Consider the following 23,850-nt stretch of genomic DNA (forward strand, 5'->3'; position numbering starts at 1 on the left):
GCTACCGTAAGTTTAATAAAATAAGCTATAACTATATTGAACATTACGTTTCAACTTATAGCTCCTACTACCCACTAATACTGAATAATTTATCCTTAAACAGCAAATAAATTCGGGATCAAAAGTACTAAAAATCAACTGCTAATAATAACCACACAAACGCACAAATACAATTTGGAATAATTCTAAACAAAATAATTTATAGTAACTTTTTACTTTTAAAAATGAAGGCGACATATTACTTAATAGTCGCCTTTATTTTTTGTTTATGCTTGTTTTAATGCAATATCAACAGCTTTCAGCGAAGCTATGGTTGCAATAGGATTTTCGGCAGTAAATACAAAAGAACCTGCTACTAACACATCTGCACCAGCCTCCAAAAGTTGTGACGCATTTGCGGTAGTTACCCCACCATCAATTTCTATCAATAAATTATCATTCACACCTGAAGCTAACGCTCTCAATTCTTTGATTTTGGTGTATGTATGTGGAATAAATTTCTGCCCACCAAATCCCGGATTCACAGACATCAGACACACTAAATCAATATCTTGAATTACATCTTTCAACAACTGAACTGATGTGTGTGGATTCAACGCCACCCCTGCTTTACAACCCAACTCTTTAATCGCCGCTAATGTACGGTGCAAGTGTGTACATGCCTCATAATGAACGGTAATCACCTCAGCACCATTATCCTTACACGTTTTTAAGTAACGATCTGGATCTACAATCATCAAATGTACATCCAAAGGTTTTTGCGCATGCTTGGCAATAGCACTCATCACCGGAAAACCAAAAGAAATGTTTGGCACAAAAACGCCATCCATAATATCGATGTGAAACCAATCTGCCTCACTCGCATTGACCATTTGAACATCTCTCGCTAGATTCCCAAAGTCTGCCGCTAAAACTGAAGGAGCAATTAAATGTTTAGTATTTGACATGAATATCTTTATTAAAATTTTGCACAAAGATAGCCCTAAAATTTCCCTATTTCAAACAAAATATACTTATTGACATTGGATTAATAATCCATTCGGATTACTTAAACTAAGGACAGAAATAGTTACTTTTGTTTATATAATCGTATAATAATCAAATTTTATACTACGTGGCAAAGCTCAAAATCAACTACATTGATAATAAATTACAAAGCGACTCCCCCATACTAAAATATGGAATGCTCGTTTTGACTGTTTTTCTAATTTGTTTGTTTTTACCAAAACAACCTCGATTTGAATACGAATTTCAAAAAGGAAAAGCCTGGAATCATGACAATCTAGTATCTCCTTATAATTTTGCGATTAATAAGACCAAGGAAGAATTAGATCGCGATAGACAACACATCCTGAAAACAGTTCAACCTGTCTACAATCTACATCAAACTGCAAGGAAAGAACAAATCGATCTTTTCACAACTGACATCGCCGAAAAATGGCAAAGTAGCCAGATGGATACTGTCCCAACATTGGATATCCAAAAATATAAAGCAAAAGGTGTTGAGCTCTTAACGTACATCTACAATCGTGGTGTGCTATCGCTAAATAACAGGTATCAAAATAAAGGTGAGGATACCGAGAAAGTTAGCGATACCGAAGCAAACTATAATTTCACACTGATAGATAATAATCTTGCTACGCAAAAAAATACAGCAGATTGTTTCACCATTGAATCAGCTATCGAGTATACACACAATGCACTTTCAAAAGACGTTACTATTGTCAAAAAGCGTTGGCTCGAGGAGGTTTTGAAAAATTACATTACGGTCAATTATATTTTCAATGAGTCATTAACCAATAAAATAGAACAAACTGCGCTGAGCAATATTTCTACCACGCGTGGAATGGTGCAGAAAGGTGAATTAATAGCCGAAAAGGATAAAATCGTCAATAATGACACTTACCAGAAACTCGAATCACTACGTAAAATATTTGAAGATGAAGCACGTATTTCAGGTGACAAAACCTATGTAGCTTTTGGACATTTTTTAGTCGTCGGACTGGCAATGAGCTTATTGATGGTGTTTTTATACTTTTTCCGAAAAAACATTTACAACAATAACCGTTTGCTAGCGATTATTTACATTGTCATAATCGGAATGTTGGGTGTGTTTTCTTGGGCTTTGCATTTGCGCGTTTCTAGTTTATATTTTATCCCCTATTGTGGCGTACCTATCATATTTCGAATACTTTTTGACACGCGTGTCGCACTGAACATTCACCTCTTAATGGTATTGATTACTGCATTGTTTGTACCAAATAGTTACGACTTTGTGTTCTTGCAATTTATGTCGGGGTTAGTTGCGATTTATAGTATCAAGACAATGGTGAAACGCGAGCAGTTTTTGATTTCCAGCTTACTGATTTTAGCGACTTATATTATCGGGCACATCGGCTTAGTTTTGACACGTAATGGTTCCTTGGGCAGTATTTATTGGGGAGATATCCTTCCCTTCTTTGTCAGTGTCGGTTTGACATTGCTCGCTTATCCTTTGATTTATGCATTTGAAAAGCTTTTTGGTATTGTCTCAGATTTGACCTTAATGGAATTAACAAATTCCAATTCGAAATTACTACGCGAACTTTCATTAAAAGCTCCTGGAACTTTCCAACATTCCTTGCAGGTTGCTAATCTTGCGGAAGCTGCAATTTATAAAATCGGAGGTAATTCATTACTGGTTCGTGCAGGTGCGCTATACCACGATATCGGTAAAATTGTAAATCCGCTTTACTTTATTGAAAACCAAAAAACGGGTACGAATCCCCATACGGAATTGACTTCCGAACAAAGTGCACAAATCATTATTTCGCATGTACTCAAAGGAATTGAGATTGCGAAACGTCACCAATTGCCTGATGTGATTATTGATTTTATCAAAACGCATCACGGTACCACTCGCGTGGATTATTTTTACAATGAATTTATTCAAAATAATCCTGATAAATTAGTCGACGAAACGTTATTTCATTACCCTGGACCTATTCCTTCTTCAAAAGAAACCGCCGTGTTAATGTTGGCCGATTCTGTTGAAGCTGCAGCCCGATCACTAAAAGAACCAACTAAAGAATCAATTAGCAATCTTGTAGACAAAATTGTTGACCATAAATTGTCTCAAAAGCAATTCAGCAATGCAGATATTACACTAAAGGATATCTCTGATGTAAGCACTATTTTCAAAAATATGCTTATGAGTATTTACCATGTGCGCATTGACTATGATATCACAAAACGAAAAGAGCAATCAAGCTAAAAACTATTATTATTGACTTTCAGATTGTTAATAATAAACAACAAAAAAATATATAAAAAAGTCGTTTTAAAGTTTGTAGAATCGATTTTTTGATTTATGTTTGCAGTGTCGAAACCCGGAGAGATGCCTGAGTGGCCGAAAGGAACAGTTTGCTAAACTGTCGTACTGGAAACGGTACCGTGGGTTCGAATCCCACTCTCTCCGCCAAGACTTTTAAAAGCTTTTAAAAAAGCTCAAAAAAACTTCTAAAAAGCCTGCAAATCATTGTATTTGCAGGCTTTTTTATTTTAAACCTCACCATAACTTTCAAAAATACTCCTAAAAGTGGATCATGTACAAAATTTGAATAATGGGTCATTTCAAAATAATCGGAAACCCCTTCTGGAATAATAAGAGGCATTAAAGCTTTAAATGAATCGTGCATCTGAATAATATAACTATCCAAATATCCGATTATTTTTTAGCTACTCCACAACTCTTGTACATGATCAGAATCTTGTTAGATAAGATCCTATAAATATTACCAGAATGGACAATGAAGTTAACGTCAATAAAAACGTCCAATCTAATGTTGCATTTCCCAATTCTCCTGTATATCCTATTAATGATTTTGCCGCTATAATGGCTAGTGAAGTGCCCACAGCCTCTTTCATCGGCAACTTAGAAAATAATACCAAAGCAGGGATAATTAAGAAACCACCTCCAGCTCCAACCAATCCTGTAAATACCCCGACGAACGAACCTTCTAATAAAATCATCGGGTAATTAAACTTTTGTGGTTGTACAACAGTTGTAGTATCTGACTTTTTGCCTTTTAGCATCGTATAAGCCGCCACAACCATCAATACTGCAAAAAGGATCATCAGAAAAATATCTTTAGTCAATTCGAATCCAGGCAGTGTAAATAATCTATATGGTATCGTTGGCAAGAAGACCGCAAAGATAGATGGTATACCAAAAACGGTGGCCGTCTTTATATTGACTAATCCTTTTTTGAAATAAGTAATTGACCCGACAACACTAGTCGCACCTACAATAAATAGCGAATAAGCTGTAGCAGTAACGGGCAATACCGCAAACATATAGACCAAAACAGGTACGGTTAGGATGCTTCCTCCACCTCCAATTAACCCTAATAATACTCCAATCAAAATGGCTGCTACATATGCAATTATTTCCATGACTTTTCTAATTTGTTGATACAAAGGTCAGCAAGAGAGAGGAAGCCTACAGTTACATTTGTTACAAAGTGGCGTTTTTGATTAGTTAAATAATCGCTAATTTGGCGGAAAGATATTTCCTAATGACTACGAAGAAAAGCATTCCTATTAAAGACAAGCTTACACAAAGCAAGCTTATCAAAATAGTACCGTTTGACAACACAAAACACAGCACGAAAGCGCACAAACATAATGGTTACCTTGAATTAGTATATCTTTTTTCTACTATAGGAACACACGAAATTGATGGAAAAAGAGGAGAAATTCAAAATCCTTGCTTGCTAGTGATTCGGAAAAATGATGTTCATCAATGGACATTAACAACGCCAGTAGTAGGGTTTGTGATTCTTCTAAAAAATGAATTTATTGCTAATAGTTTGGACTTAGAAATAGCAAAACTAATAGAAAAAATCGCGAAGATAGATCACCTAAAATTGCACAACATCACTACTTTAAAATCGATTCTGGAAATATTAACTACAGAACAGAATCCAATTGTCATAGAAGGTCTCTTCAAAAGTTTGCTAGCCAAAACAATAGAAAGTAATTCTCCAACAGAAAGTAAGCAGAATGTTAATTTGTCTTTGTATGACAGTTTTATGGACTTACTCTTAGATGAGCCAAAAATCATCAATAGTGTTGCTCATTACGCAAATATTCTGCATACAACACCACAAAACCTAAATGCCTCGTGCAAGAAATACACTGATTTATCCGCTTCAGAAATTATTGCAAATCAAATCATTAAAGAAGCGAAAAGGCTAATCTATTACACCCAAAAAAGTATGTCCGAAATTGCGCATGAACTTGGATTCTCGGATAAATCAAATTTTTCCAAATACTTCAAAAAGCGCACCGGACACACGCCCAAAGCTTTTAAGCAAACAATTAACTAAAACTCCTTTTCACCAAATTCACTTTTCGGTAATCGAAGAATATTATTCAATTTTTTGATATTGAAATTCAAATTCAACAAAATGATATTCTTTTCGTACACATAATTTGTTGTCGTAAAAAAATCATTTGCGAAGGTCGTAATACGTTGTTCATTCACTCCCCAATTCCCCAATTCAATATTTTTCCATTGTACCAGTGCCGTTACCGCTCCTTGATAAAAGGATTTGGACAAACTAAAATTTGGTGTAATAAAACGACTATCTACGCCTTGTAATGTCGGTCTTTCACCCAAATAGTTTACATCTACCGCAGCAGTCCATTGGCGAGGCAAATTAACAATACCCGAAGCATTGAAAGAGTATACCCAATCTGAATTTTTGTAGGTATTTACATAATCTAATACATCACCTTCTATCTTGTAGTTATACGTATTCGCTCCAAATAATAGTTTTAAAGATGATCTAGGTTTCCACTCTCCACCAATTTCAAGCCCATAACGTCTAGCGTAATCTGCATTGGTAAATACTCGATGAAGGATCGTATCTGCATAGACTGAATTCACACGCTGAATCGGATTTTTGCTATGTTGGTAATACACATTCGAAAAGAATAAGCCTTGTGTAAACTTTTTTATTACTCCAGTTTCAAAATTAGTTACAAATTCAGGCAATAATTCAGCGTCTCCACGCTCCAATGTTTCCGAGTGTTCGCGCTCTGGAATAGGATTCAACTCAAAATTATTATTGCGTTGCACTCTTCGCGAAGCCGACATTTTCAATTCCCAACCTTTATCAAGTTTATGTTTTAAATCCACACTCGGATAAAGTTGATGCGTTTGATACGGATATTCTTCTTTGGTATCGACCAACAACACATCGCGCTTGTAGAATTCGTATCGAAGTCCAAAAGCAATATTGGTATTGGTGTAGGTACGGTTATATTGTGAAAATAAAGCATGCACTAAATTATTGGCATTCATTTTCCCTGAAAACTCTGGAATCACATCAAAATCTCCCTGTTCAAATTCTTTATTGTTATATTTAAAATCGCCTTTCTGACCATCCTTACGAATCTGGTAGCCTGAAATAAGTTCAGAATTGTCCGTTAACTTCACTTGATGTTGCGCTGAAGCTCTTACACCATTTAGTGGATTGGTATAGTTATTTCGAGTCCATTGAATGGTATCATTCCCATTCTCGATATTTCCATTATTGGTCGAACCATAGATATCCGCATGTTCATACACTACGCCAAAATCTAGACTGTTCTTTTTATTCAACGACAATTGATAACTCAAATCCATTAAATAGAATTTACCCTGTTTGTTCTGCAAATTAGGATTGAAGTATTGCAATCTATGAATTGTAGAACCATCTACAGTGGAAATGGATTGATTGTCGTAATAAATATCTGCCAATCGGTCTTGAAATTTCTTAGATGCCAAAAGCCCTAATTGAATTTTCTGATTTTCTGTCAGTTTATACGTTGTATTAAGACGAACACCATAATTATATTTATTGAAACTACGTTCACCTTGTGATGGAAACATCGTCTTTTTGTCGCCTATTATCGTATATACATCGCCGTCACGAAACCCCGCATTATCATTGCGCAAATAATTAAGTGAACCTTGAATATCCAATTTATTCATTCTGTATTGAAAGGATACGTCTGAACCGAAGCGTTTCTGTCTTTCCACATTATCATAATCATCGATACTTGGCAATCCATATTGAAAATTCATCAACCATGCAAAACCATCACGTGAAGGCTTACTTGTTTTAATATTTATCAACCCTCCTTTCCCATCTGGATCAAATTGTGCACGAGGGCTACTTATAAATTCAACTTCTTTTACATCATTCGCAGCTATTTGCGTTAATATAGTTTGTGCATCGAGCAGTGTAGGCGTTCCATTTATAAGCACAATCAAACCTTTATTACCTCTAACAAGAAGTTCTCCGTTCCCATCTAGAGTAATGGAAGGTAAATTTTTGACGATATCCAATGCCGTACCTCCTACTGCAGATTTATATAGATTCGCTTGATAAACTTGTCTATCACTTTGATGTTGTTGTACTGAATTGGATGCTGTGACATTTACCTCGTCTATATCTTGATGTCCAGCAACTAGGAATATATCACCCAAATTATGCTTGCCAGTTTTTGATAGGTGAATTAGTGTATCTTTTTGCGCATACCCAATGAACTTAATGCTTAAAGAATAAGTACCCAATTTTAATTTTTTTATTTCAAATTCACCAGTATTATTACTCATCGCTCCAGCGATTAACTTTTTGTTTTCATCAATTAATGAAATACTAGTATGCGCAATACGTTCCTTTGAAACAGATTCTTTGATAGTTCCTACCAAGGTAATATCTTGAGCTGAAGCAACTAAAAAACTGAATAGAAATAAAAATAATAAATGAGCTTTTTTCACGGTTGTTTTAGATTAAGCTCAAATATAGTTTATTGAAATATAAGAGATTAGCAAATTGTAAAAATGACCACACATTATTCAAATCTACCACGTTTTGGTAAAATTAAATTAATCGGATAGGAGGAACGGGATTAATTCCCGTTCCGACCTTCCACAGCACCGCACGTACCGTTCGGTATACGGCGCTTCCCTAAGTTGTAACACAAACTCGCTTGTATTCTGCCAGTAAAGATGGGTATCCCAGTTGTTTAAGATAGTCGTTGGAAAGGGTTGTTGTCAGTATCCAGCTTTTTGCTGTGTGCCAGTAACTTTTCCTTGTATGTGCCCATTCGTACGCCTTGTACTTACTCACGCCTAGTTGTACCAAGTTCCTAATTTTAGACTTGCTATGTTTCCATTGTTTCCATTTGACCATACGTAACCTACGACGGTACCACATATCCAGTTGCCCCAGTTTCGTCCCCATGTCCGCTAGTTTAAAGTAGTGCATCCAGCCTGTGAGATATTCCCTCAAGTAGAGAATTCGCTGTTCATCGCTCCAACCCCGACTACGACCAGTTAATACTTTAATCTTAGCTTTCATCTTCCCTAGACTTTTAGGGTGAATACGTAAGCGCGACTCCCCTCTGTAATTGTAGAAACTATAGCCTAGAAATTTAATCTTGGATACATAACTAACAACACTTTTCTCTTTATTGACCTTAAGCATCAGCTTACCTTCAACAAATTTTGTGATGGATTCCATCACTCGTGAGGCGCTCCGTTTACTACGGCACAATATAATAAGGTCATCAGCGTAACGTAAAAATTTGTGTCCTCGAGATTCCAGTTCTTTGTCCAGTTCATTAAGCATGATATTGCTCAAAAGTGGGCTTAGTGGGCCTCCTTGAGGTACACCTTCTGTAGTTACTTTAGTCCTTCCGTTTATTTCTACACCTGCTCTCAAGTATCGATGGATAAGTGAGATCAGTCTTCCATCTTTGATCGTGCGTGATAATAATTCAATCAGTTTACTGTGATTCATCGTATCGAAGAACTTCTCTAAGTCCATGTCTACGGAATAATTATACCCCTGTTGAATGTACTCCTTGCATTTGAGAAGCGCTTGATGCGCGTTGCGACCCGGACGAAAACCATAGCTGTGGTCACTGAATTCAGGTTCGTAGATTGGTGTCAGGATTTGACTAATGCCCTGCTGGATGAGCCGATCAACTACTGTTGGGATGCCCAGCATTCGCGTTGACCCATTGTCTTTAGGAATTTCAACACGTCTTACTGCAGAAGGGTAGTAACTCCCTTGTATGATACTTCCCAAATACTGGACAACTGCATAAATGTTTAAATTAGCAGTTTGAAATGAAACAATCACGAAGAAAGTTTAGTGCAAGCTTCAAGGCAAAAGTAGCTATCGAAGCGATTAAGGAACGGGAAACCATTCACGAGTTGGCCTCCAAATACGAAGTTCAGGCGAGCCAGATCAATACTTGGAAGCGGGAATTTCTAAATAATGCAGAAGCTGCGTTTACGTCCGAGAAGGCCTCCTGGAAAGATGACTCCAAGGAGAAAGAATTATACTCCAAGATCGGAGAGCTACAGATACAGGTTGATTTCCTAAAAAAAGTCTTGGGCAAATGAGCACATCAGAGAAACGTGGGCTTATTTGCCCTTCCTACAGGAATATGAGTGTGCACCAGCAATGCAAGGTGATTGGATTGCCACATAGTAGTTATTATTTCAAGCCCAAAGGGGAATCTATCTTCAACCAGCAATTGATGAAGGCTATAGACCGCAAGTTTCTGGATTGTCCTTTTTACGGCGTAGAGCGTATGCGAGTCCACCGGCGTAAGGACCTGGGACATTTGGTAAGCTCCCAATGGGTGCGCAGGCTGTATAAGCTCATGAACCTAAAGACGATATATCCCAAGAAGAACCTGAGCTGGGCGAACAAAGCCGATTATAAGTTTCCATATCTACTGAGGAATCTCGAGATAGAACGAATAAATCAGGTCTGGCAGGCTGACATCACCTATATCCCCATGTTCCGGGGTTTTATGTACATGTTTGCCATCATCGACGTTTACAGCCGCAAGATCATGGGCTGGGGAGTTTCTAATACGATGAATGCCGAGTGGTGCAGAGATATCATGCTTGATACGATTGCAGCGCATGGAAAGCCAGAAATATTTAACACGGATCAGGGTTCCCAGTTTACTTCCAGTATCTTTGTTAAAGCACTACAGGATACTGAAGTTCAGATCTCGATGGATGGCAAAGGCCGTGCACTGGACAATGTATATATCGAAAGATTCTGGGGCTCACTCAAAAGAGAGAAAATCTATCTAAATCCACCCAATGGAGGGATGGATCTTTATCAGAAAGTGAAAGAATATATACAATTCTATAACACGGTGCGACATCATGATTCCATTAACAATGAGACTCCAGATAGTCTCTATGCTGCAAAAAAGGCCTCGTAAAAGGCTGGTGCAATAAATTGAGCCGGTGATAAATGAAATATTTCCCTCTTTTTCAAACACCCTCGATCCCTTTGGGGAGGGGATTTGAAAAAGGAAAAATATCAGCAAGTGCAGTCAAAAATTGAAGATTATATATTAAGTTTGAAAATAGTTGTCCAACTAAATGGGAGTATCACATTCTATATTTAACCATTTTTTTAATCTCAAAATTTTAAAAGTATTTTACCCTACTTTTTCACCAAAGCTTTTATGGATATGAGATATTAAAGTCACCTTCATTTCATCTAAAAACTTTGTGTGACTAACTAATTTTCGTCTACTGATATCAATAAACATACGGTATGCTTGACCTAAATCCGTATTTAAGCTACTTTCTAACCAGGATATAATTTCTCCAAGTTCTGCATTTCCCCCATTTATTCTCTTAGAGTGTTATAATCCATATGCTAATTCTACAAGTTCAATTTTATTTCCAGACCACCAGCGTCTTTGTAATAATAACTCTTTTTCCATTCTATCTATATCGTTCCTTTTGTCTAAATGTTTTACTTTTCGTACTAGACAATCACGTAACATTTCGTAGGCTTTAAATTTGGCAAATAGGTAGTCTAAACTACTTGAAAAACTATTTGGGATAACAGTGAGTTTTAGTTCTGCTGGTAAGAATTTCAAATTCCTTCTTAAGAAAAATTCCCTATCTCTACTGTTGTCGTCAGCCAAATAATATTGGTAGTACAGTGCATACCGTTTAAAAAATCTGTTTATAACTTTCAACTCATGCTGATAATAATTTTTTATTATATCAACCCGTTGTGCATTTTAAATAATGCTAATTTTTAAATTGTTGATATTCCTGTTGAATATATTTTTGTTGATGTATTGAACAATCGTCATGGCTGTAATTTTCGTCAGTATTCTGGTCTTGAAACCATCAAAGGACTTGGCATAATTGCGTCTTACCATAAACTGGTCGCACATTTGCGAAAACAAGGTTTCAATTCGTTTTCTGGATTTTCTGAACAAGCTGAATTGAGGTTTGCATCCCTTTTGGTTATTTCTTTTTGGCGTATCCAGCCTGATATTGGCGTGTTCAAAAAGGCTTAGCTGTACCGCTGCGGACAGATATCCCTTATCGCCCAGCAGCGTGCAATCCGAGAGCTGATCGCTGACATCATTCAGATAATGAATATCATGAACATTTGCCGGAGTAAGGTCAATAGCCTGAAATACACCTTTTAACGAACAAACCGCATGAAGTTTATAACCATAATAGTACATCTTTTGCGAGGCACAGTACCCTTTGGCCGGCATGCTGTAAAGTTCCTCTCTGCATATTTTTGAGCGGGAACTGCGAGCAATTTTACAGACTTCCAAAGGCATACTATCCACAATAAATACGTCTTCGCATTCATTAAACGATTCTGCAAGTTCCAGACGGATAGCATTCTGGTAAAGCATCAATCTCCGCTTTCTTCTATTGTATACAGTGCGCTCTATTTTACCCTGCAAACAGGAAGGAAGATTTCGGAAAAGGTCGTTCTCACTGTCGATCCCCATATATTCAGCTGTTAAACTCAGGCTGATGACCTCAAGGTCGCTCATAGCTGGACGTCTGCGTTGCATGGGTAATTGCCGCTCTGTTGATATTTTTCTTAAAACTTCCAATATTCTTTCGTAATTTGCTCTTAAGTTGTTCATTCTAAATCGTTTTGTAGTTAAAACAATTTACTGATTATCAGCGTAATGAGCAACTTATTTCTCCTTTTTTATCCCTAAATCATAATGCACAACGGGTTATTATAATATAAACTTTGGTTCGTACCCGACCTTATAATTCTTGTTGAAGGATCTGCATTCCCTGAACCATCCACTCCATAGGAAATCCTTAATGGCAAACCATTTTCCGCTCTTATCCTATTTTCTATATGAGTTGCATAAATTTCTGCTTTCTTTATATTTCTTGTTCTACCATTCTGCAAAGAGACAGTCTGCCAAGTCCCATTATTAAAAGTACCGTTCCAGACATCTTGAATATGCGCCATTTCGTGACCAAGTCCGACATAAGACGGGCGCTGAATACTTCCATTTTGATCTGGCGCACTGGTCCGTCCTGCAGGATTCCAAATAATATAGCTGCCATTCTCATCAGCTCTATTACTTGAGCCATTGGCTATCTCTACATTGTTGACCGATGTCATCATGTTGTTTCTTGGATTTGAGTTGACCGATTTCGTTATATTCATTTCTGGCTATAATAACTTCAGTCTGCGTATTAACCTTGTGTTTGACTTCCTTCAGCCTTCCTACATGATCGTATTCATTCTTACTAAACAAAGTAGTCACTGCACCACTTGGAGAGGCTTTATGCTCTCTTTTGCTAGTTAACAGTTCCCCCACAAAATTGTAGGTGTTGGTCACATAATCCGTACCTCCAAGATGATTTTGACTAGCTGATTGGATTAACCTTGCTCTATCATCGTAATAGTTGATGGTTAACAATGGTGCTGTTCCATCGTCCTTGTAGACTTTTGTACCCGTGAGTAATGTTTTGGTTTTAGTTGATTTGGTGATGCCTACAGCTTGTAATGAGGCTGTAGTTCCTCCATCAAAGGTATAATCATCGTAGTAGTTGGTGGTCAAAGATATTTTATTATTAACAGGAAAAGTAACATTGTTATAATTTGCATTCTGTCCTCTGGTTTCCCAATATTGCGTAACTGCATCTACTGCTGACTGAGCTAAGGCTAGCGTCGTGAGCGCATTGTTGCTATAGATTCCTGTCTCTGTCACTCGTTCAAAGGCATCATATTTTGTGTAACTCCATTCTTTGCTAGTTTTTGCGCGTTGTACAGCATCTTGCGTTAAAACAACTTGGTCATTGATATTGTAAACTATCCATTCCCAGCCTTTGCCTGGTATCTTTTTCTCTATTAATCTTCTTCTACCATCATACTTATAAGCATATATCAACTCATTGAATACAGGATCAGAGGCTGATCTAAATAATAATAATTTAATACAGTTAAGAAAACAGCACGAAGAATATAGTCAAAGTAAATTAAAAGCGGAAGAAAGTCTACGCGCAGAACTTAAATCTAAGAAAGGATTTTTAGAAGAATTAAACGCGATGTTGGAAATTTTAAAAGAAAGTACTGTAGCATTAATTTTTTACGTCATCTTGTTAGCATTTTTGATATCCTTAGAGTTGTTTGTTTTGTTGAGTAAATCTGACAAAAATAGATCAGATTACGATTTAGTAATGGAGCATCAGCTGGATCAAAAAAGGAAAACACTAGAGGGACTTAAATAATACTATACTCTAACCGCTCGTAAAAAAAATCGGATCTTCTATTTTTAGAAGATCCGATTTCGATTATAAGAACTTATATTTTACGCAATAGGTTCTAAGTATTGTGCATAACAATATCCCTCTTCCCCATCATTTGTGCGCACTAACCACCATTGGTCATTAGCTCGACTTATCAGCGTTATAATTTCATCTTTTGCAGCTTTGCCGACTATAGGCTGATCGGTTCCAGGCCCCTTTCTAATGTTCAAATTTGAGTTTTGCGTAATTACACGCACTTGACTTCCGGCAATTGCTGTAGACACATCTACATTCATTACCACATCTCCCGATAAATAATTTGGATCTAATTGATTGTATACATCCCACAATTTATTTTTCACATCAGCGCTTGGTGCAGTACCTCGTATATGCAAGACACCTTCTTGTTCAGCGATTTGCAAATTTTCAATTCCTGAACTATTTGCAACATCAATTAAACCTTGATATTTTGTTGTTAAAGCCATTTTTTTCTGATTTAAAGTAATAGACTATTTTGTAACTACTGCGGATAAATCAACTTTCTTTGGTGAAAGTGCATCCAAAGATTGTTTCAACACTTGTAGTCTAGATTGCTCCACAGTACCAGTTACTGTAATAATTCCATCTTTTACAGTAGTCTGCACATTGGGGAAATCTTTGGTCGCATCCACTACTTTAGCTGACAAATCAACATCGTCAGTGTTTACATCTATTTGGGGTACTTGAACCACAATATTATTAACAACAGATTTTATATGTTGACCATCTACAGCTTTTGCTGAATTTTCTATTGCTTCGCGCTCCGCCTGACTGCTAACTGTCCCAGATAGTGTAACAATTCCATCTTTTACATCGACGATTACACCATTGGTGTTGCTTACTACATTTTCAACTTTAGCCTTTAAGTCTGCATCTGAAACTTTTGATTTACAAGAAATTGCACTAAAAGCTATACAGCCTGATAATGCAATTGAAGTAATGACATTTCTTAATCTCATAATATTTGTTTTTTAACTTTAGAAAAATAAACATACAGATGATTAACAATATATTATTTGAATTGTTTGCATTTTAATTGTCCTTGCGGATATTGCGCTACAAGTTATTCTTTCATAGTGGTATATTTTTACCGAGCACAATCAATCACTAGCCGATTTTTTCCTATTATTTGTCTATTTCCAATTCTTTCCTAGAGCCTCTCCTTTTACCTTTGAATCAACAATTTTATAACAACTAAAGTAAAAATATTCAAATGAAAAAGACATTATCAACAATCGCTACAGCGTTATTAATGATTATATCATTAAGCTCATTCGCAAATCCTCTAAAAGAAAAGGACAGTAAAGTAATCATCACATCCTATGTCGAGGCAATCACATTAGGGTCTGATATTTATAACAAATATTTGTTTTGCGATGATTTTGAGTATAGCAACACAGCCAATAAAGACAAGTTTAACAAAAAACAATACCTCAAATTTTTAAAAGATACTAAAGGATGTCAATTTGATTGCAAAACAGACTATCAATTGTTAGATGAATCAGGAAAGTCATGTGTAGCTAAAGCAACTATGAAATTTGCTCATTTCACACGTGTAGATTATATAACATTAAATAAAACTTCTGATGGCTGGAAAGTTAGCAAGGTAGTAACCACGTATCCTTAAAACTAAAATACTATAAAGAATATTAGGCTTACCCAGAATGGTAAGCCTTTTTTCATTTTCTGTTTAAACTTTATTGTTTTTCAGAAAGCCGACAAGAGTGTTCATCAAATAATTTATATCGGTAAAACATTGTAATTATTTTTACCGATTTAATCTCCATTTTCACCGAAAAACCCATGTCACTAATCTAAATCGTGTTTTACAGCGCAACAAAACCATATAATTTTGGAGTATCAAAAGAAATTAAAACAACTAATTAAGTTTAAAAATATTAACAACCAATACAATGAAAAAGACATTATCAACCATCGCAACAGCATTAATAATGATTATATCATTAAGCTCATTTGCTCTGCCAACTGTGAATCCATTAAAAAACATGGATACAAAAGCTATCGTACTAACCTACATCGAAGCAACGACATTAGGGTCAGATATTTACAACAAATATTTGTTAACAGAAGACTTTGAATATATCAATACAGCGAATGAAGATTCGTTCAATAAAAAAGCATACTTGAAATTCTTAAAAACTAATAAAGGTTTAAAATTTGATGCTAAAACAGATTATCAAATTTTGGACGAAACTGGTAAGACTTGTTTTGCGAAAGCAACAAGTATTTTTAAAAATTTCACAAGAGTCGACCATATCACTTTAAACAAAACCGACGAAGGTTGGAAAGTGAGTAAAGTCGTAACGACATACCCGTAGTAAACTGGTAGTTTTTGTTTAGTAAGGCCTACATCCCCTGTAGGCCATTTTTATTTTTGGAAAAAATATGAAAAATATACATATTACTATTACAACTTTCACTTCATAACTAAATAATAATCACTACCTTTGCGCCATGAAAAAAATTGCGGATTATAGAAAACTTTTGGACGTAGATAATAAAGTAGATTTGAGCACTTTAAAGTCGCGTTACCGCCAAATAATGAAAGAATGTCATCCTGATAGATTTGTGAATGACGAAGAAGGTTTAAAAGCCGCAGAAGAAAAAAGTAAAGAAATGATCGAAGCATATCATTTCTTAGTAAGTATCTGTCCTGAGACACTTGAAAGCCAACTTCCGATATATAAGAATACAATTGAATCATCTTCAATCGCTGACTTTGATTGGAAAGGTCATATCTTGAGCATCACTTTCGCTGATGGAAGTAAATATGAATATTTTAATGTTACTAAAAACGAATACATAAAACTGATAAATGCAGATTCGCCAGCGCGTCATGCAAAACGTCATATATATCCAAAGTATACGTATAGAAATGTTTTAAAGACTGCCTAGGTAGTCTTTAAAAAGTAAGCCTCTTAATCTAAAAATTAAGAGGCTTACTTTTTAAAACTTTTGACCAATTAAAGATTTCCCTTTTTCATCTCATCCATGGCGTAATTTGCTGCACGAGCCGTCAATGCCATAAAAGTAAGTGATGGATTTTGAGTTCCTGTCGATGTCATTTCTGCACCGTCAGTTACAAACACATTTTTACAGTGATGCAATTGATTCCATTTATTTAGTAAAGATGTTTTGGGATAATTGCCCATACGCACTCCTCCCATCTCATGAATATCCAATCCAGGATTTTGATTATTTCTATTTGGTGAAATATTTTTTACACCAACAGCTTCTAACATTTCAGAACCTTGTGTAAGAAAATCCTCCGTACTTTTAAAATCATTATCTTGATAGGTGATATGTGTTAATAATTGTGGCAAACCATATTTATCCTTCAAAGTATCACTAAGTTTAACATAATTATTTTCTGAAGGTATTGTCTCTCCCTGCATGATCATCCACACCCACCATCCGCCAACTTGAGTTAAATTATCTTTATATGTCTTACCAACTTGCGCTCCGTCGGTCCATATTCCTCTTGGACGATATGCACTCAGAAAACTCGCGTAACCTCGCAAAAAGTCAGTCTCTTGATTATGTATATTCCTGAAATTTGGAATAATAGGCTGTGTTGGACGTTTTCCGTAGTAATATTTATCTTCAAATCCTTCCAACGATCCATCGATATTTCCCATATAATTGTGAAATGCGACATATTTTCCCATTAATTTATTGTCATTTCCTAATCCATTAGGAAAACGGTTAGATTTTGAATTCAGTATAATAAGATTAGTCGATAACGTGGAAGCATTCACAAATATTAAACGTGCAAAATATTCTTCTATATTCTCGGTAAATCTATCAATCACGCGCACACCTACTGCTTTACGCTGTTGCTCATCATAAATAATTGATTCAACAATTTTATTGGCTATTAGGGTCAAATTACCTGTTTTTTCTGCCCAAGGTAATGTCGATGATGTAGAAGAAAAATACCCACCAAATGGACAACCTCGTTGACACAATACACGATTTTGACATTTGGTACGTCCTTGAGCAATATGTAGGGACTGCGGGTCAGTTATATGCGCACACCGACCTTGTAAAATTTGTCGATCTGGATATTTAGCTTCAATTTTATTTTTAATGACCTTTTCTACTACATTTAAATCATATCCAGGAAGAAATTCGCCATCAGGCATATACGGGTTACCTTCTACATGACCTGCAACTCCAATAAATTTCTCTACGTAAGAATACCATGGTGCTATATCTTTATAACGTATTGGCCAATCCACCGCAAATCCATCACGTGCGGGCCCATCAAAATCGTAATCAGACCAACGTTGTACCTGCCTTGCCCACAATAATGACTTTCCACCAGTAGCATCTGCTCTAATCCAATCAAATGGTTTTTGTTGGATATATTCTTGTTCTTTGTCGTGTAAAAAGAAATGTTGTGCATCTTCTTTGAAAGCATAGCATCTCGAAGCGATTGGATTTTCTTCTTTAATAGTTAAGACTAAACTATTAGCATGTTGTAATTCCTAGGGATTCATATTTGTTGTTGGGTAATCTTGAATGTGTTTAACATCCTTTCCACGCTCTAATACTAGTGTCTTTAAACCATTTTCACAAAATTCTTTAGCTGCCCATCCTCCAGACATTCCCGATCCAATTACAATAACATCATAGGTATTAGGTTTATTCATTATTTATTTTTCAAATAGGTTTTTGGAGTAGGCGAAATTATAAGACATTTCAGAATACTCAAAAACAATATAAAGTTTTAGGTTTTATCAATTACTTTTTCTTCCTCTGTTAGTGGTGCCGGAGGTATTTCGGAAACATTTCGTTCAATTTCTTTTACCTCCACATGCACAGCAAATTCCGAAGGCTCAATAGTAATGCCTTTGTAAGTTGCATATTCACGTGTAAACACCGCTCCGAAATATAAAATTGCAGCTGTGTAATATACCCAAAGTAATATTAAGACAATAGAACCAGCGGCTCCATATGTTGTTTCTGTATCTGAATTTTGGAGGTAAAAGCCTATTAACAATCTACCAACAATAAATAAAATAGCTGTAAATATCGCACCAGCACGCACTGTACTCCATTTAATATTGACGTCAGGGAGAATCTTGAAAATAACTGAAAAAAGAATAAAGATAATTCCAAAAGTCAATAAAAAATTGATTCCATCAAATAAATAAACTGTTATATCTGGAAAATACCGCTGCAAATTATCCGTGAATGTTAATACGATTCCATTGATTACAAGTGTCACTACTAATAAAAAACCTAAACCTATAACTAATGAAGATGAGAGCAATCTGTCCTTTACAATTTTTAACCATCCTTTCTTGGGTTTGGCACGAACATGCCAAATACGATTGATAGAATTTTGTATATCTCCAAAAACTGTTGTCGCACCTATTAATAACGTGACACCACTTATTATTAGTGCTAAAGTACTCTTACCTGATAATTCTAAATTTTTAATAATTGATTGAATTTGACTTGCTGCACTTGTGCCTACTAATCCATTCAATTCACCAAATAATCTACCTTTTACAGCATCTTCTCCATAAAAAAGACTCGCTAAAGTTATCATCAACACCAAAATAGGCCCAATTGAAAAAACAGTATAATATGCGAGCGAAGCACTATATTTTAAACTGTCCTCATTAAGAAAACCTTGGACTGTATTTTTTAGAATAGTGAAACTTCTTTTAATAAATCCTGGTCGATTATTTTGATTTAGTTCTTGCATAATTAAATGATTAGATTCAATTAATTTAAACATCTCACAACTATTATTGTTTGAATATATTGATATTCAATTGGTAAAATAAAAGATTTAACTTTTTGGCATAGAGTTTGTAAATATTATAATATCGCATTATTTTGAGATTATAATAATCGTTTTATTACAACATACTTCCAGCCCACTAACACTCCCCAGTTTTAGTGGGTTTCCACTTTTTATATATTAACGTTCTACTAATTCTTTAACCTGCTCACCGTAATAATCTATTTGAGTAGTCTTGGTTTTCATTAAACTAGACCACTTTCTAAATGCTCCGATAAATACAAGCAGCATGAGTACCATCGCCAATACAGCTAAACCTGCTAATAAATATTGTTTGTTTGGAAGATAAATATGCATCACCTGTAGATATCCTGCCCAAAATGTTATTGCAGCCATGAAAACGCCTGGAATAGCTGTGCAAAGCGCATATTTACCACGATTCATTCTGATAAGCATAGTCGTACATACAATTAAACCACAAGTTGCTAGTAGTTGATTTCTAATCCCAAAAAGTGGCCATATACTACTTACATTTTCTGTAAAAACAAGATATCCCCATGCAAAAGTGAACAATCCACTACTAATAAGTATGCCAGGTAACCAATTTTTATTCTTGAAAGAAGGAATGATACCTCCCAACATTTCTTGTAAAAAAAATCGTCCAACACGTGTACCTGCGTCAATAGCTGTCAAAATAAACACAGCTTCAAACATTATCGCAAAATTATACCAATACGCAATCACATCATTCATAAACGGTATACTGTCAAAAATATGTGCCATTCCTACAGCTAATGAAACAGCTCCTCCAGTTCTTCCATATAAATCCACCCCTATCCGATCAATAAAAAATCCAAATCTACTGTAGACAAATGCGGATGAGCAGCTATAAAATTATCGTATGCCGCAGCCGGGGTATTGATGGCAAAAAAATCTCCAGGTATTAAGGTACAAGCAGCAATTAGTGCCATTAATGCAACAAAACCTTCTACCAGCATCGCGCCATAACCAACGAACAAGATATCACGCTCTTTTGACAACATTTTTGGTGTTGTTCCTGTTGCTATCACTGCATGAAACCCTGATATTGCTCCGCAAGCAATTACAATAAAAATAAATGGTAACACAGGTCCTCCAATTATAGGTCCTCCACCGTAAATAAAATCTGTCAACGCAGGCATTTGCATAGTCGGTTGTACGAAAATGATTCCCACTGCTAACATTAATATTGTCCCGATCTTAAGGTTAGTTGACAAATAATCCCTTGGCACTAATAATAACCACATAGGAAGGATGGACGCTAAAAATCCATAGATAGATATTGCAATTGATATGGTGCTAATATTCCAATGAAACATATTAGAAATTGTTTCATTTTGCATTAACCCATGCCCTCCAATGATTCCAACAGTCAATAAAACACGTCCAATTATACTCGCTAGTGTAACAGAATCTTTGCGATAACGCATTATTAAGCCCATTAAAATGGCAATTGGCATCGTGATTATTACAGTAAATAATGACCAAGAAGCTTCATGCATAGCACTAATACATGCCAAAGATAAACCCGCTAAGGTTAATATTAGAATAAATAAAACTGCCACAACTGCTATTACACCTGTTGTTTTTCCAATTTCCTTGGAGGCAATAGAAGCTAAACTTTCTCCCTTATGACGAACCGATGCAAATAATACAATCATATCATGTACACCACCAGCCAAAACACAACCTATTAAAATCCATAAGGCTCCAGGAAGATAACCAAATTGCGCAGCGAGTACTGGTCCCACAAGAGGCCCAGCCGCAGCAATAGCAGCAAAATGATGACCAAATAATACATTTCTATTTGTCGAAATATAATCATGTCCATCTGCAAATTCATTTGCAGAGTAGAATATTTATTATTTAATTTTAAGACTCTATTTGCCATGAAAAGCCCATATATACGATAAGCGATTGCAAATAGCAAAAGAGCGACAAAAATTAGAGTAAGCGCATTAATTCCATTTAGAGATTCCATAGGTTTACCTAGACTGGTGATACCAACAAATATATAAATATCTTATAAATTATACATATGTTTTTAAATAAATTTAAAAACATATGTTGCTAATCCTACGTTACTGTTTCAAAAAACGATATCGAATTCTCATAATACTTTAATTTTGTATCTTCGCAAACTTTAACCGTACTGCGTATGTTGTACGAGATATGCATTTGATTTATTGAAAGATAATGCATATAGATAATTGATAAATATGGAACAAGAGCAACAAGATTTAAGATTGTTTGATTTAGCGCGTAGACAGCTAGATTTATATCCCAACCTTTCTATTTTTGCACACAAGAATGATAATGATTGGAAAGAGATAAAAACAGCAGAATTTATTGCTGAAGTTGATGCTATTGCTAAAGGGCTAATAGAACTTGGTGTCAAACCCCAAGAAAAAGTTGGACTTATATCAGATAGTAGTGTGGAGTGGCATTTAATGGATTTTGCGATTCAACAAGTTGGGGCAGTTTGTGTCGCTATGTATCCAAATATTACAGATACCGACTATCAATATATATTTAATGATGCAGAGATTAAACTTTGTGTTGTAAGCAACAAAGGTCTTTATAATCGTATTTTAAATCTCCAAGAATCACTTTACACATTAAAATATGTGTTTTGCATTGCAGAAATTCCAGATTCTCGTAATTGGAAAGAAATCGCAGAACTTGGTAAAACAATCTCGACAGATACATTGCAAGAACGTATGGACGCGGTTAAGCCTTCTGATTTAGCAACGCTGATTTATACTTCTGGTACAACAGGAAAACCAAAAGGTGTGATGTTGACACACAATAACATTGTTTTCAATGTACTTTCTGCCAGAGAAATCACGCCATTGCAAGCCTATACACGTTCGTTGACATTCTTACCTCCTTGTCATGCTTACGAGAGAATGGTGATATACACGTATATGTATATCGGAATCACTACGTACATAGCTGAATCATTGGATAAAATTGGGGCTAATATCAAAGAAGCTAAACCACACATCATGACTGCTGTGCCTCGTATCCTTGAAAAAGTATATGAGAAAATAATGAAAACTGGACATGAATTAAGTGGTTCTAAACGAAAAATATTTGATTGGGCGGTAAGTGTTGGTGAAGCTTATGATCCAAACCCAGCAAACAGATCTTTTGCGTACAACTTGAAACTAAAGCTTGCTAAAAAATTAGTATTAGACAAATGGTATGATGCCTTAGGTGGACATTTAGTCACTGTCGCTTCGGGTTCTGCTTCCCTTCAAAATAAATTAACACGCATTTTTTTGGCAGCAGGTATCCCATTATATGAAGGATATGGAATGACAGAAGCATCGCCTTTAATTTCGGTAAATCATTACATCAAAGGAATTCGTGTCGGCACAGTTGGATTGCCTGTGAAATATGTGGAAGTAAAATTAGCTGAAGACGGCGAGATTTTGGTGAAAGGACCAAACGTGATGCAGGGTTATTACAAAAATCCTGAAGAAACAGCCAAAACCATAATTAATGGTTGGTTGCATACAGGAGATATTGGCGTATTAGAAGAAGGAAAATTCATCAAGATCATCGACCGTAAAAAGGAAATGTTTAAAATCTCAGGCGGAAAATATGTAATACCTCAACCTATTGAGAAAAAACTCGTAGAATCGTATTTTATTGAGCAAGCGATGGTTATAGGGGATGGTCAGAAATTTGCTTCTGCTTATATTGTTCCAAATTATGGGCACTTAGCCGATTGGAGTAAGTCAAGTGCGCCGGAATTAATTGGCATGAAAAAAGATGAATTCTTAAGCCACCCAACAATCGTCAAAAAGATTAATGCAGAAGTTCGTCTTGCAAATCAACATTTTGGGAATTGGGAACAAATAAAAAAACCTATCATTTTGCATGATGAATTCACGATCGACGGTGGTGAATTAACACCTACGCTAAAAATGAAACGCAAAGTAATTTTAGAAAAGTATAAACAACAATTTAACGATTTGTATAAATCTGAGAAAGAATAATCGAGTAGGAAGATAGGGATTATTTCCCTATCTGTCCCCTCACACCACCTGGCATACGGATCCGTACCAAGGCGGTTTGTTAGAATAACGTCGTTTGATGTGTTGTTCTCCAGTAATAGTAGTCTGCAAATCCTTCGTAACCTAGTTTAGTAAAGCATGAGTTTGTTAGCGTTGTTTGAAGGATAGGACTTGTCCCTGTTCGCGTATAGGATTTACGGGTGTTCGCATGTTGATAGGCAACCCAGCGTTTGGCTCCCAGTTTCATTAAGTTACCAATTCGATTACCTGTGGTCTTCCATTGTTTCCAAAGCAGAACACGCAAGCGTCTTCGCACTAGTTTATCTAGTGCTACCATCACCTTCTTATTC

The 23,850-nt window shown here is 35.8% G+C and carries 25 protein-coding genes, 1 tRNA gene and 2 pseudogenes; 10 read left to right on the forward strand and 18 right to left on the reverse strand.

The features are described from left to right. Positions 1-266: 266 nt before the first annotated feature. The gene (gene rpe, locus FLS47_RS05085; protein WP_149913300.1) at positions 267-947 is read right to left on the reverse strand and encodes a ribulose-phosphate 3-epimerase; all 681 of its coding nucleotides are present in this window, start codon (positions 945-947) and stop codon (positions 267-269) included. Between the two features lie 167 nt (positions 948-1,114). On the opposite strand from rpe, the gene FLS47_RS05090 reads away from it, so the two are divergent. Both FLS47_RS05090 and FLS47_RS05095 read left to right on the forward strand, forming a co-directional pair. Continuing rightward, positions 1,115-3,253 (forward strand): HD family phosphohydrolase, encoded by a 2,139-nt coding sequence (locus FLS47_RS05090; protein WP_149913301.1) that lies wholly within the window; start codon positions 1,115-1,117, stop codon positions 3,251-3,253. 117 nt (positions 3,254-3,370) lie between these two features. Beyond that, a tRNA-Ser gene (locus FLS47_RS05095) sits at positions 3,371-3,460 on the forward strand. Positions 3,461-3,476: 16 nt separating this feature from the next. On the opposite strand, the gene FLS47_RS05100 is transcribed toward FLS47_RS05095, so the two are convergent. Both FLS47_RS05100 and FLS47_RS05105 read right to left on the reverse strand, forming a co-directional pair. After that, on the reverse strand, positions 3,477-3,677 hold the full coding sequence (locus FLS47_RS05100; protein ID WP_149913302.1) for a hypothetical protein: 201 nt from the start codon (positions 3,675-3,677) through the stop codon (positions 3,477-3,479). A gap of 64 nt (positions 3,678-3,741) precedes the next feature. After that, a complete protein-coding gene (locus FLS47_RS05105) occupies positions 3,742-4,434 on the reverse strand; it encodes a sulfite exporter TauE/SafE family protein (protein WP_149913303.1) in 693 nt (230 codons plus the stop codon). 122 nt (positions 4,435-4,556) lie between these two features. On the opposite strand from FLS47_RS05105, the gene FLS47_RS05110 reads away from it, so the two are divergent. Next, on the forward strand, positions 4,557-5,369 hold the full coding sequence (locus FLS47_RS05110; RefSeq protein ID WP_149913304.1) for an AraC family transcriptional regulator: 813 nt from the start codon (positions 4,557-4,559) through the stop codon (positions 5,367-5,369). Here FLS47_RS05110 and FLS47_RS05115 read toward each other — a convergent pair. After that, on the reverse strand, positions 5,366-7,813 hold the full coding sequence (locus FLS47_RS05115; RefSeq protein WP_149913305.1) for an outer membrane beta-barrel family protein: 2,448 nt from the start codon (positions 7,811-7,813) through the stop codon (positions 5,366-5,368). The genes FLS47_RS05110 and FLS47_RS05115 overlap by 4 nt on opposite strands. A 190-nt stretch (positions 7,814-8,003) precedes the next feature. After that, positions 8,004-9,182: a group II intron reverse transcriptase/maturase gene (gene ltrA, locus FLS47_RS05120; protein WP_149913306.1), complete on the reverse strand. Its 1,179-nt coding sequence runs from the start codon at positions 9,180-9,182 to the stop codon at positions 8,004-8,006. On the opposite strand from ltrA, the gene FLS47_RS05125 reads away from it, so the two are divergent. After that, positions 9,170-9,448, forward strand: a complete 279-nt coding sequence (locus FLS47_RS05125) for a transposase (RefSeq protein ID WP_149913307.1) — start codon at positions 9,170-9,172, stop codon at positions 9,446-9,448. The two genes, ltrA and FLS47_RS05125, sit on opposite strands and share 13 nt — an antisense overlap. Then, complete coding sequence (locus FLS47_RS05130) at positions 9,445-10,290, forward strand: IS3 family transposase (protein WP_149913308.1); 846 nt, start codon at positions 9,445-9,447, stop codon at positions 10,288-10,290. Before FLS47_RS05125 ends, FLS47_RS05130 begins: the two co-directional genes overlap by 4 nt. Before the next feature lie 222 nt (positions 10,291-10,512). Here the strand turns inward: FLS47_RS05130 and FLS47_RS18405 are convergent. The 4 genes and pseudogenes from FLS47_RS18405 to FLS47_RS05155 all read right to left on the reverse strand — a co-directional run bounded on the left by FLS47_RS18405 (position 10,513) and on the right by FLS47_RS05155 (position 13,260). Continuing rightward, positions 10,513-11,091: pseudogene (locus tag FLS47_RS18405) on the reverse strand (RteC domain-containing protein). Between the two features lie 18 nt (positions 11,092-11,109). Then, positions 11,110-11,988 (reverse strand): IS982 family transposase, encoded by an 879-nt coding sequence (locus FLS47_RS05145; protein ID WP_149913310.1) that lies wholly within the window; start codon positions 11,986-11,988, stop codon positions 11,110-11,112. A gap of 74 nt (positions 11,989-12,062) precedes the next feature. Continuing rightward, a complete protein-coding gene (locus FLS47_RS05150; protein WP_188347358.1) occupies positions 12,063-12,491 on the reverse strand; it encodes a M91 family zinc metallopeptidase in 429 nt (142 codons plus the stop codon). Next, on the reverse strand, positions 12,445-13,260 hold the full coding sequence (locus FLS47_RS05155; RefSeq protein ID WP_149913312.1) for a hypothetical protein: 816 nt from the start codon (positions 13,258-13,260) through the stop codon (positions 12,445-12,447). The genes FLS47_RS05150 and FLS47_RS05155 overlap by 47 nt, the downstream gene beginning before the upstream one ends. Positions 13,261-13,264: 4 nt before the next feature. On the opposite strand from FLS47_RS05155, the gene FLS47_RS05160 reads away from it, so the two are divergent. Further along, the gene (locus FLS47_RS05160; RefSeq protein ID WP_223225134.1) at positions 13,265-13,600 is read left to right on the forward strand and encodes a DUF4407 domain-containing protein; all 336 of its coding nucleotides are present in this window, start codon (positions 13,265-13,267) and stop codon (positions 13,598-13,600) included. An 80-nt stretch (positions 13,601-13,680) separates the two neighbouring features. Here the strand turns inward: FLS47_RS05160 and FLS47_RS05165 are convergent, their stop codons facing one another. Continuing rightward, entirely contained in the window at positions 13,681-14,103 is a 423-nt protein-coding gene (locus FLS47_RS05165; RefSeq protein ID WP_149913314.1) for an SH3 domain-containing protein, read from the reverse strand. Between the two features lie 24 nt (positions 14,104-14,127). Continuing rightward, positions 14,128-14,616: a BON domain-containing protein gene (locus FLS47_RS05170; protein WP_149913315.1), complete on the reverse strand. Its 489-nt coding sequence runs from the start codon at positions 14,614-14,616 to the stop codon at positions 14,128-14,130. 254 nt (positions 14,617-14,870) lie between these two features. On the opposite strand from FLS47_RS05170, the gene FLS47_RS05175 reads away from it, so the two are divergent. The 3 genes from FLS47_RS05175 (at position 14,871) to FLS47_RS05185 (ending at position 16,573) form a co-directional block, all read left to right on the forward strand. Beyond that, positions 14,871-15,284 (forward strand): hypothetical protein, encoded by a 414-nt coding sequence (locus FLS47_RS05175; RefSeq protein WP_149913316.1) that lies wholly within the window; start codon positions 14,871-14,873, stop codon positions 15,282-15,284. 286 nt (positions 15,285-15,570) lie between these two features. Continuing rightward, entirely contained in the window at positions 15,571-15,996 is a 426-nt protein-coding gene (locus FLS47_RS05180) for a hypothetical protein (protein WP_149913317.1), read from the forward strand. Between the two features lie 136 nt (positions 15,997-16,132). Then, a complete protein-coding gene (locus tag FLS47_RS05185) occupies positions 16,133-16,573 on the forward strand; it encodes a KTSC domain-containing protein (RefSeq protein ID WP_149913318.1) in 441 nt (146 codons plus the stop codon). A 68-nt stretch (positions 16,574-16,641) separates the two neighbouring features. Here FLS47_RS05185 and FLS47_RS05190 read toward each other — a convergent pair whose 3' ends face one another. From FLS47_RS05190 to FLS47_RS18940, 6 genes and pseudogenes are all read right to left on the reverse strand, one after another. Then, positions 16,642-17,988, reverse strand: coding sequence for a GMC family oxidoreductase (locus FLS47_RS05190; RefSeq protein ID WP_317131678.1), 1,347 nt, complete (start codon positions 17,986-17,988; stop codon positions 16,642-16,644). A gap of 180 nt (positions 17,989-18,168) precedes the next feature. After that, positions 18,169-18,333, reverse strand: a complete 165-nt coding sequence (locus FLS47_RS18880) for an FAD-binding protein (RefSeq protein WP_317131679.1) — start codon at positions 18,331-18,333, stop codon at positions 18,169-18,171. A gap of 77 nt (positions 18,334-18,410) precedes the next feature. After that, positions 18,411-19,397 carry a YihY/virulence factor BrkB family protein gene (locus tag FLS47_RS05195; RefSeq protein WP_149913319.1) on the reverse strand — a complete coding sequence of 329 codons (987 nt, stop codon included), beginning with the start codon at positions 19,395-19,397 and terminating at the stop codon, positions 18,411-18,413. Between the two features lie 219 nt (positions 19,398-19,616). Beyond that, positions 19,617-20,267, reverse strand: coding sequence for a carbon starvation CstA family protein (locus tag FLS47_RS18410; RefSeq protein WP_223225135.1), 651 nt, complete (start codon positions 20,265-20,267; stop codon positions 19,617-19,619). Between the two features lie 2 nt (positions 20,268-20,269). After that, positions 20,270-21,334, reverse strand: coding sequence for a carbon starvation CstA family protein (locus FLS47_RS18415; RefSeq protein ID WP_394349514.1), 1,065 nt, complete (start codon positions 21,332-21,334; stop codon positions 20,270-20,272). Between the two features lie 41 nt (positions 21,335-21,375). Continuing rightward, positions 21,376-21,456, reverse strand: a pseudogene (locus FLS47_RS18940) (hypothetical protein); the annotation flags it as partial. Positions 21,457-21,694: 238 nt separating this feature from the next. On the opposite strand from FLS47_RS18940, the gene FLS47_RS05205 reads away from it, so the two are divergent. Beyond that, positions 21,695-23,482 carry an AMP-dependent synthetase/ligase gene (locus FLS47_RS05205; RefSeq protein WP_149913320.1) on the forward strand — a complete coding sequence of 596 codons (1,788 nt, stop codon included), beginning with the start codon at positions 21,695-21,697 and terminating at the stop codon, positions 23,480-23,482. A gap of 79 nt (positions 23,483-23,561) precedes the next feature. Here the strand turns inward: FLS47_RS05205 and FLS47_RS05215 are convergent, their stop codons facing one another. After that, a complete protein-coding gene (locus tag FLS47_RS05215; RefSeq protein WP_223225136.1) occupies positions 23,562-23,840 on the reverse strand; it encodes a hypothetical protein in 279 nt (92 codons plus the stop codon). Between the last annotated feature and the right edge of the window lie 10 nt (positions 23,841-23,850).

This window comes from Sphingobacterium cavernae, assembly GCF_008520265.1.
Taxonomy (GTDB): domain Bacteria; phylum Bacteroidota; class Bacteroidia; order Sphingobacteriales; family Sphingobacteriaceae; genus Sphingobacterium; species Sphingobacterium cavernae.

What these genes read in the sequence shown, in the direction of transcription:
- FLS47_RS05150 (WP_188347358.1), bottom strand. Translation starts at nt 12,491, where the DNA reads ATGATGACATCGGTCAACAATGTAGAGATAGCCAATGGCTCAAGTAAT.
- FLS47_RS05170 (WP_149913315.1), bottom strand. Translation starts at nt 14,616, where the DNA reads ATGAGATTAAGAAATGTCATTACTTCAATTGCATTATCAGGCTGTATA.
- FLS47_RS05205 (WP_149913320.1), top strand. Translation starts at nt 21,695, where the DNA reads ATGGAACAAGAGCAACAAGATTTAAGATTGTTTGATTTAGCGCGTAGA.
- FLS47_RS05165 (WP_149913314.1), bottom strand. Translation starts at nt 14,103, where the DNA reads ATGGCTTTAACAACAAAATATCAAGGTTTAATTGATGTTGCAAATAGT.
- FLS47_RS05180 (WP_149913317.1), top strand. Translation starts at nt 15,571, where the DNA reads ATGAAAAAGACATTATCAACCATCGCAACAGCATTAATAATGATTATA.
- FLS47_RS18880 (WP_317131679.1), bottom strand. Translation starts at nt 18,333, where the DNA reads ATGAATAAACCTAATACCTATGATGTTATTGTAATTGGATCGGGAATG.
- FLS47_RS05105 (WP_149913303.1), bottom strand. Translation starts at nt 4,434, where the DNA reads ATGGAAATAATTGCATATGTAGCAGCCATTTTGATTGGAGTATTATTA.
- FLS47_RS05185 (WP_149913318.1), top strand. Translation starts at nt 16,133, where the DNA reads ATGAAAAAAATTGCGGATTATAGAAAACTTTTGGACGTAGATAATAAA.
- FLS47_RS05195 (WP_149913319.1), bottom strand. Translation starts at nt 19,397, where the DNA reads ATGCAAGAACTAAATCAAAATAATCGACCAGGATTTATTAAAAGAAGT.
- FLS47_RS05175 (WP_149913316.1), top strand. Translation starts at nt 14,871, where the DNA reads ATGAAAAAGACATTATCAACAATCGCTACAGCGTTATTAATGATTATA.
- FLS47_RS05125 (WP_149913307.1), top strand. Translation starts at nt 9,170, where the DNA reads ATGAAACAATCACGAAGAAAGTTTAGTGCAAGCTTCAAGGCAAAAGTA.
- FLS47_RS05100 (WP_149913302.1), bottom strand. Translation starts at nt 3,677, where the DNA reads ATGCACGATTCATTTAAAGCTTTAATGCCTCTTATTATTCCAGAAGGG.
- FLS47_RS05145 (WP_149913310.1), bottom strand. Translation starts at nt 11,988, where the DNA reads ATGAACAACTTAAGAGCAAATTACGAAAGAATATTGGAAGTTTTAAGA.
- FLS47_RS05130 (WP_149913308.1), top strand. Translation starts at nt 9,445, where the DNA reads ATGAGCACATCAGAGAAACGTGGGCTTATTTGCCCTTCCTACAGGAAT.
- FLS47_RS05110 (WP_149913304.1), top strand. Translation starts at nt 4,557, where the DNA reads ATGACTACGAAGAAAAGCATTCCTATTAAAGACAAGCTTACACAAAGC.
- rpe (WP_149913300.1), bottom strand. Translation starts at nt 947, where the DNA reads ATGTCAAATACTAAACATTTAATTGCTCCTTCAGTTTTAGCGGCAGAC.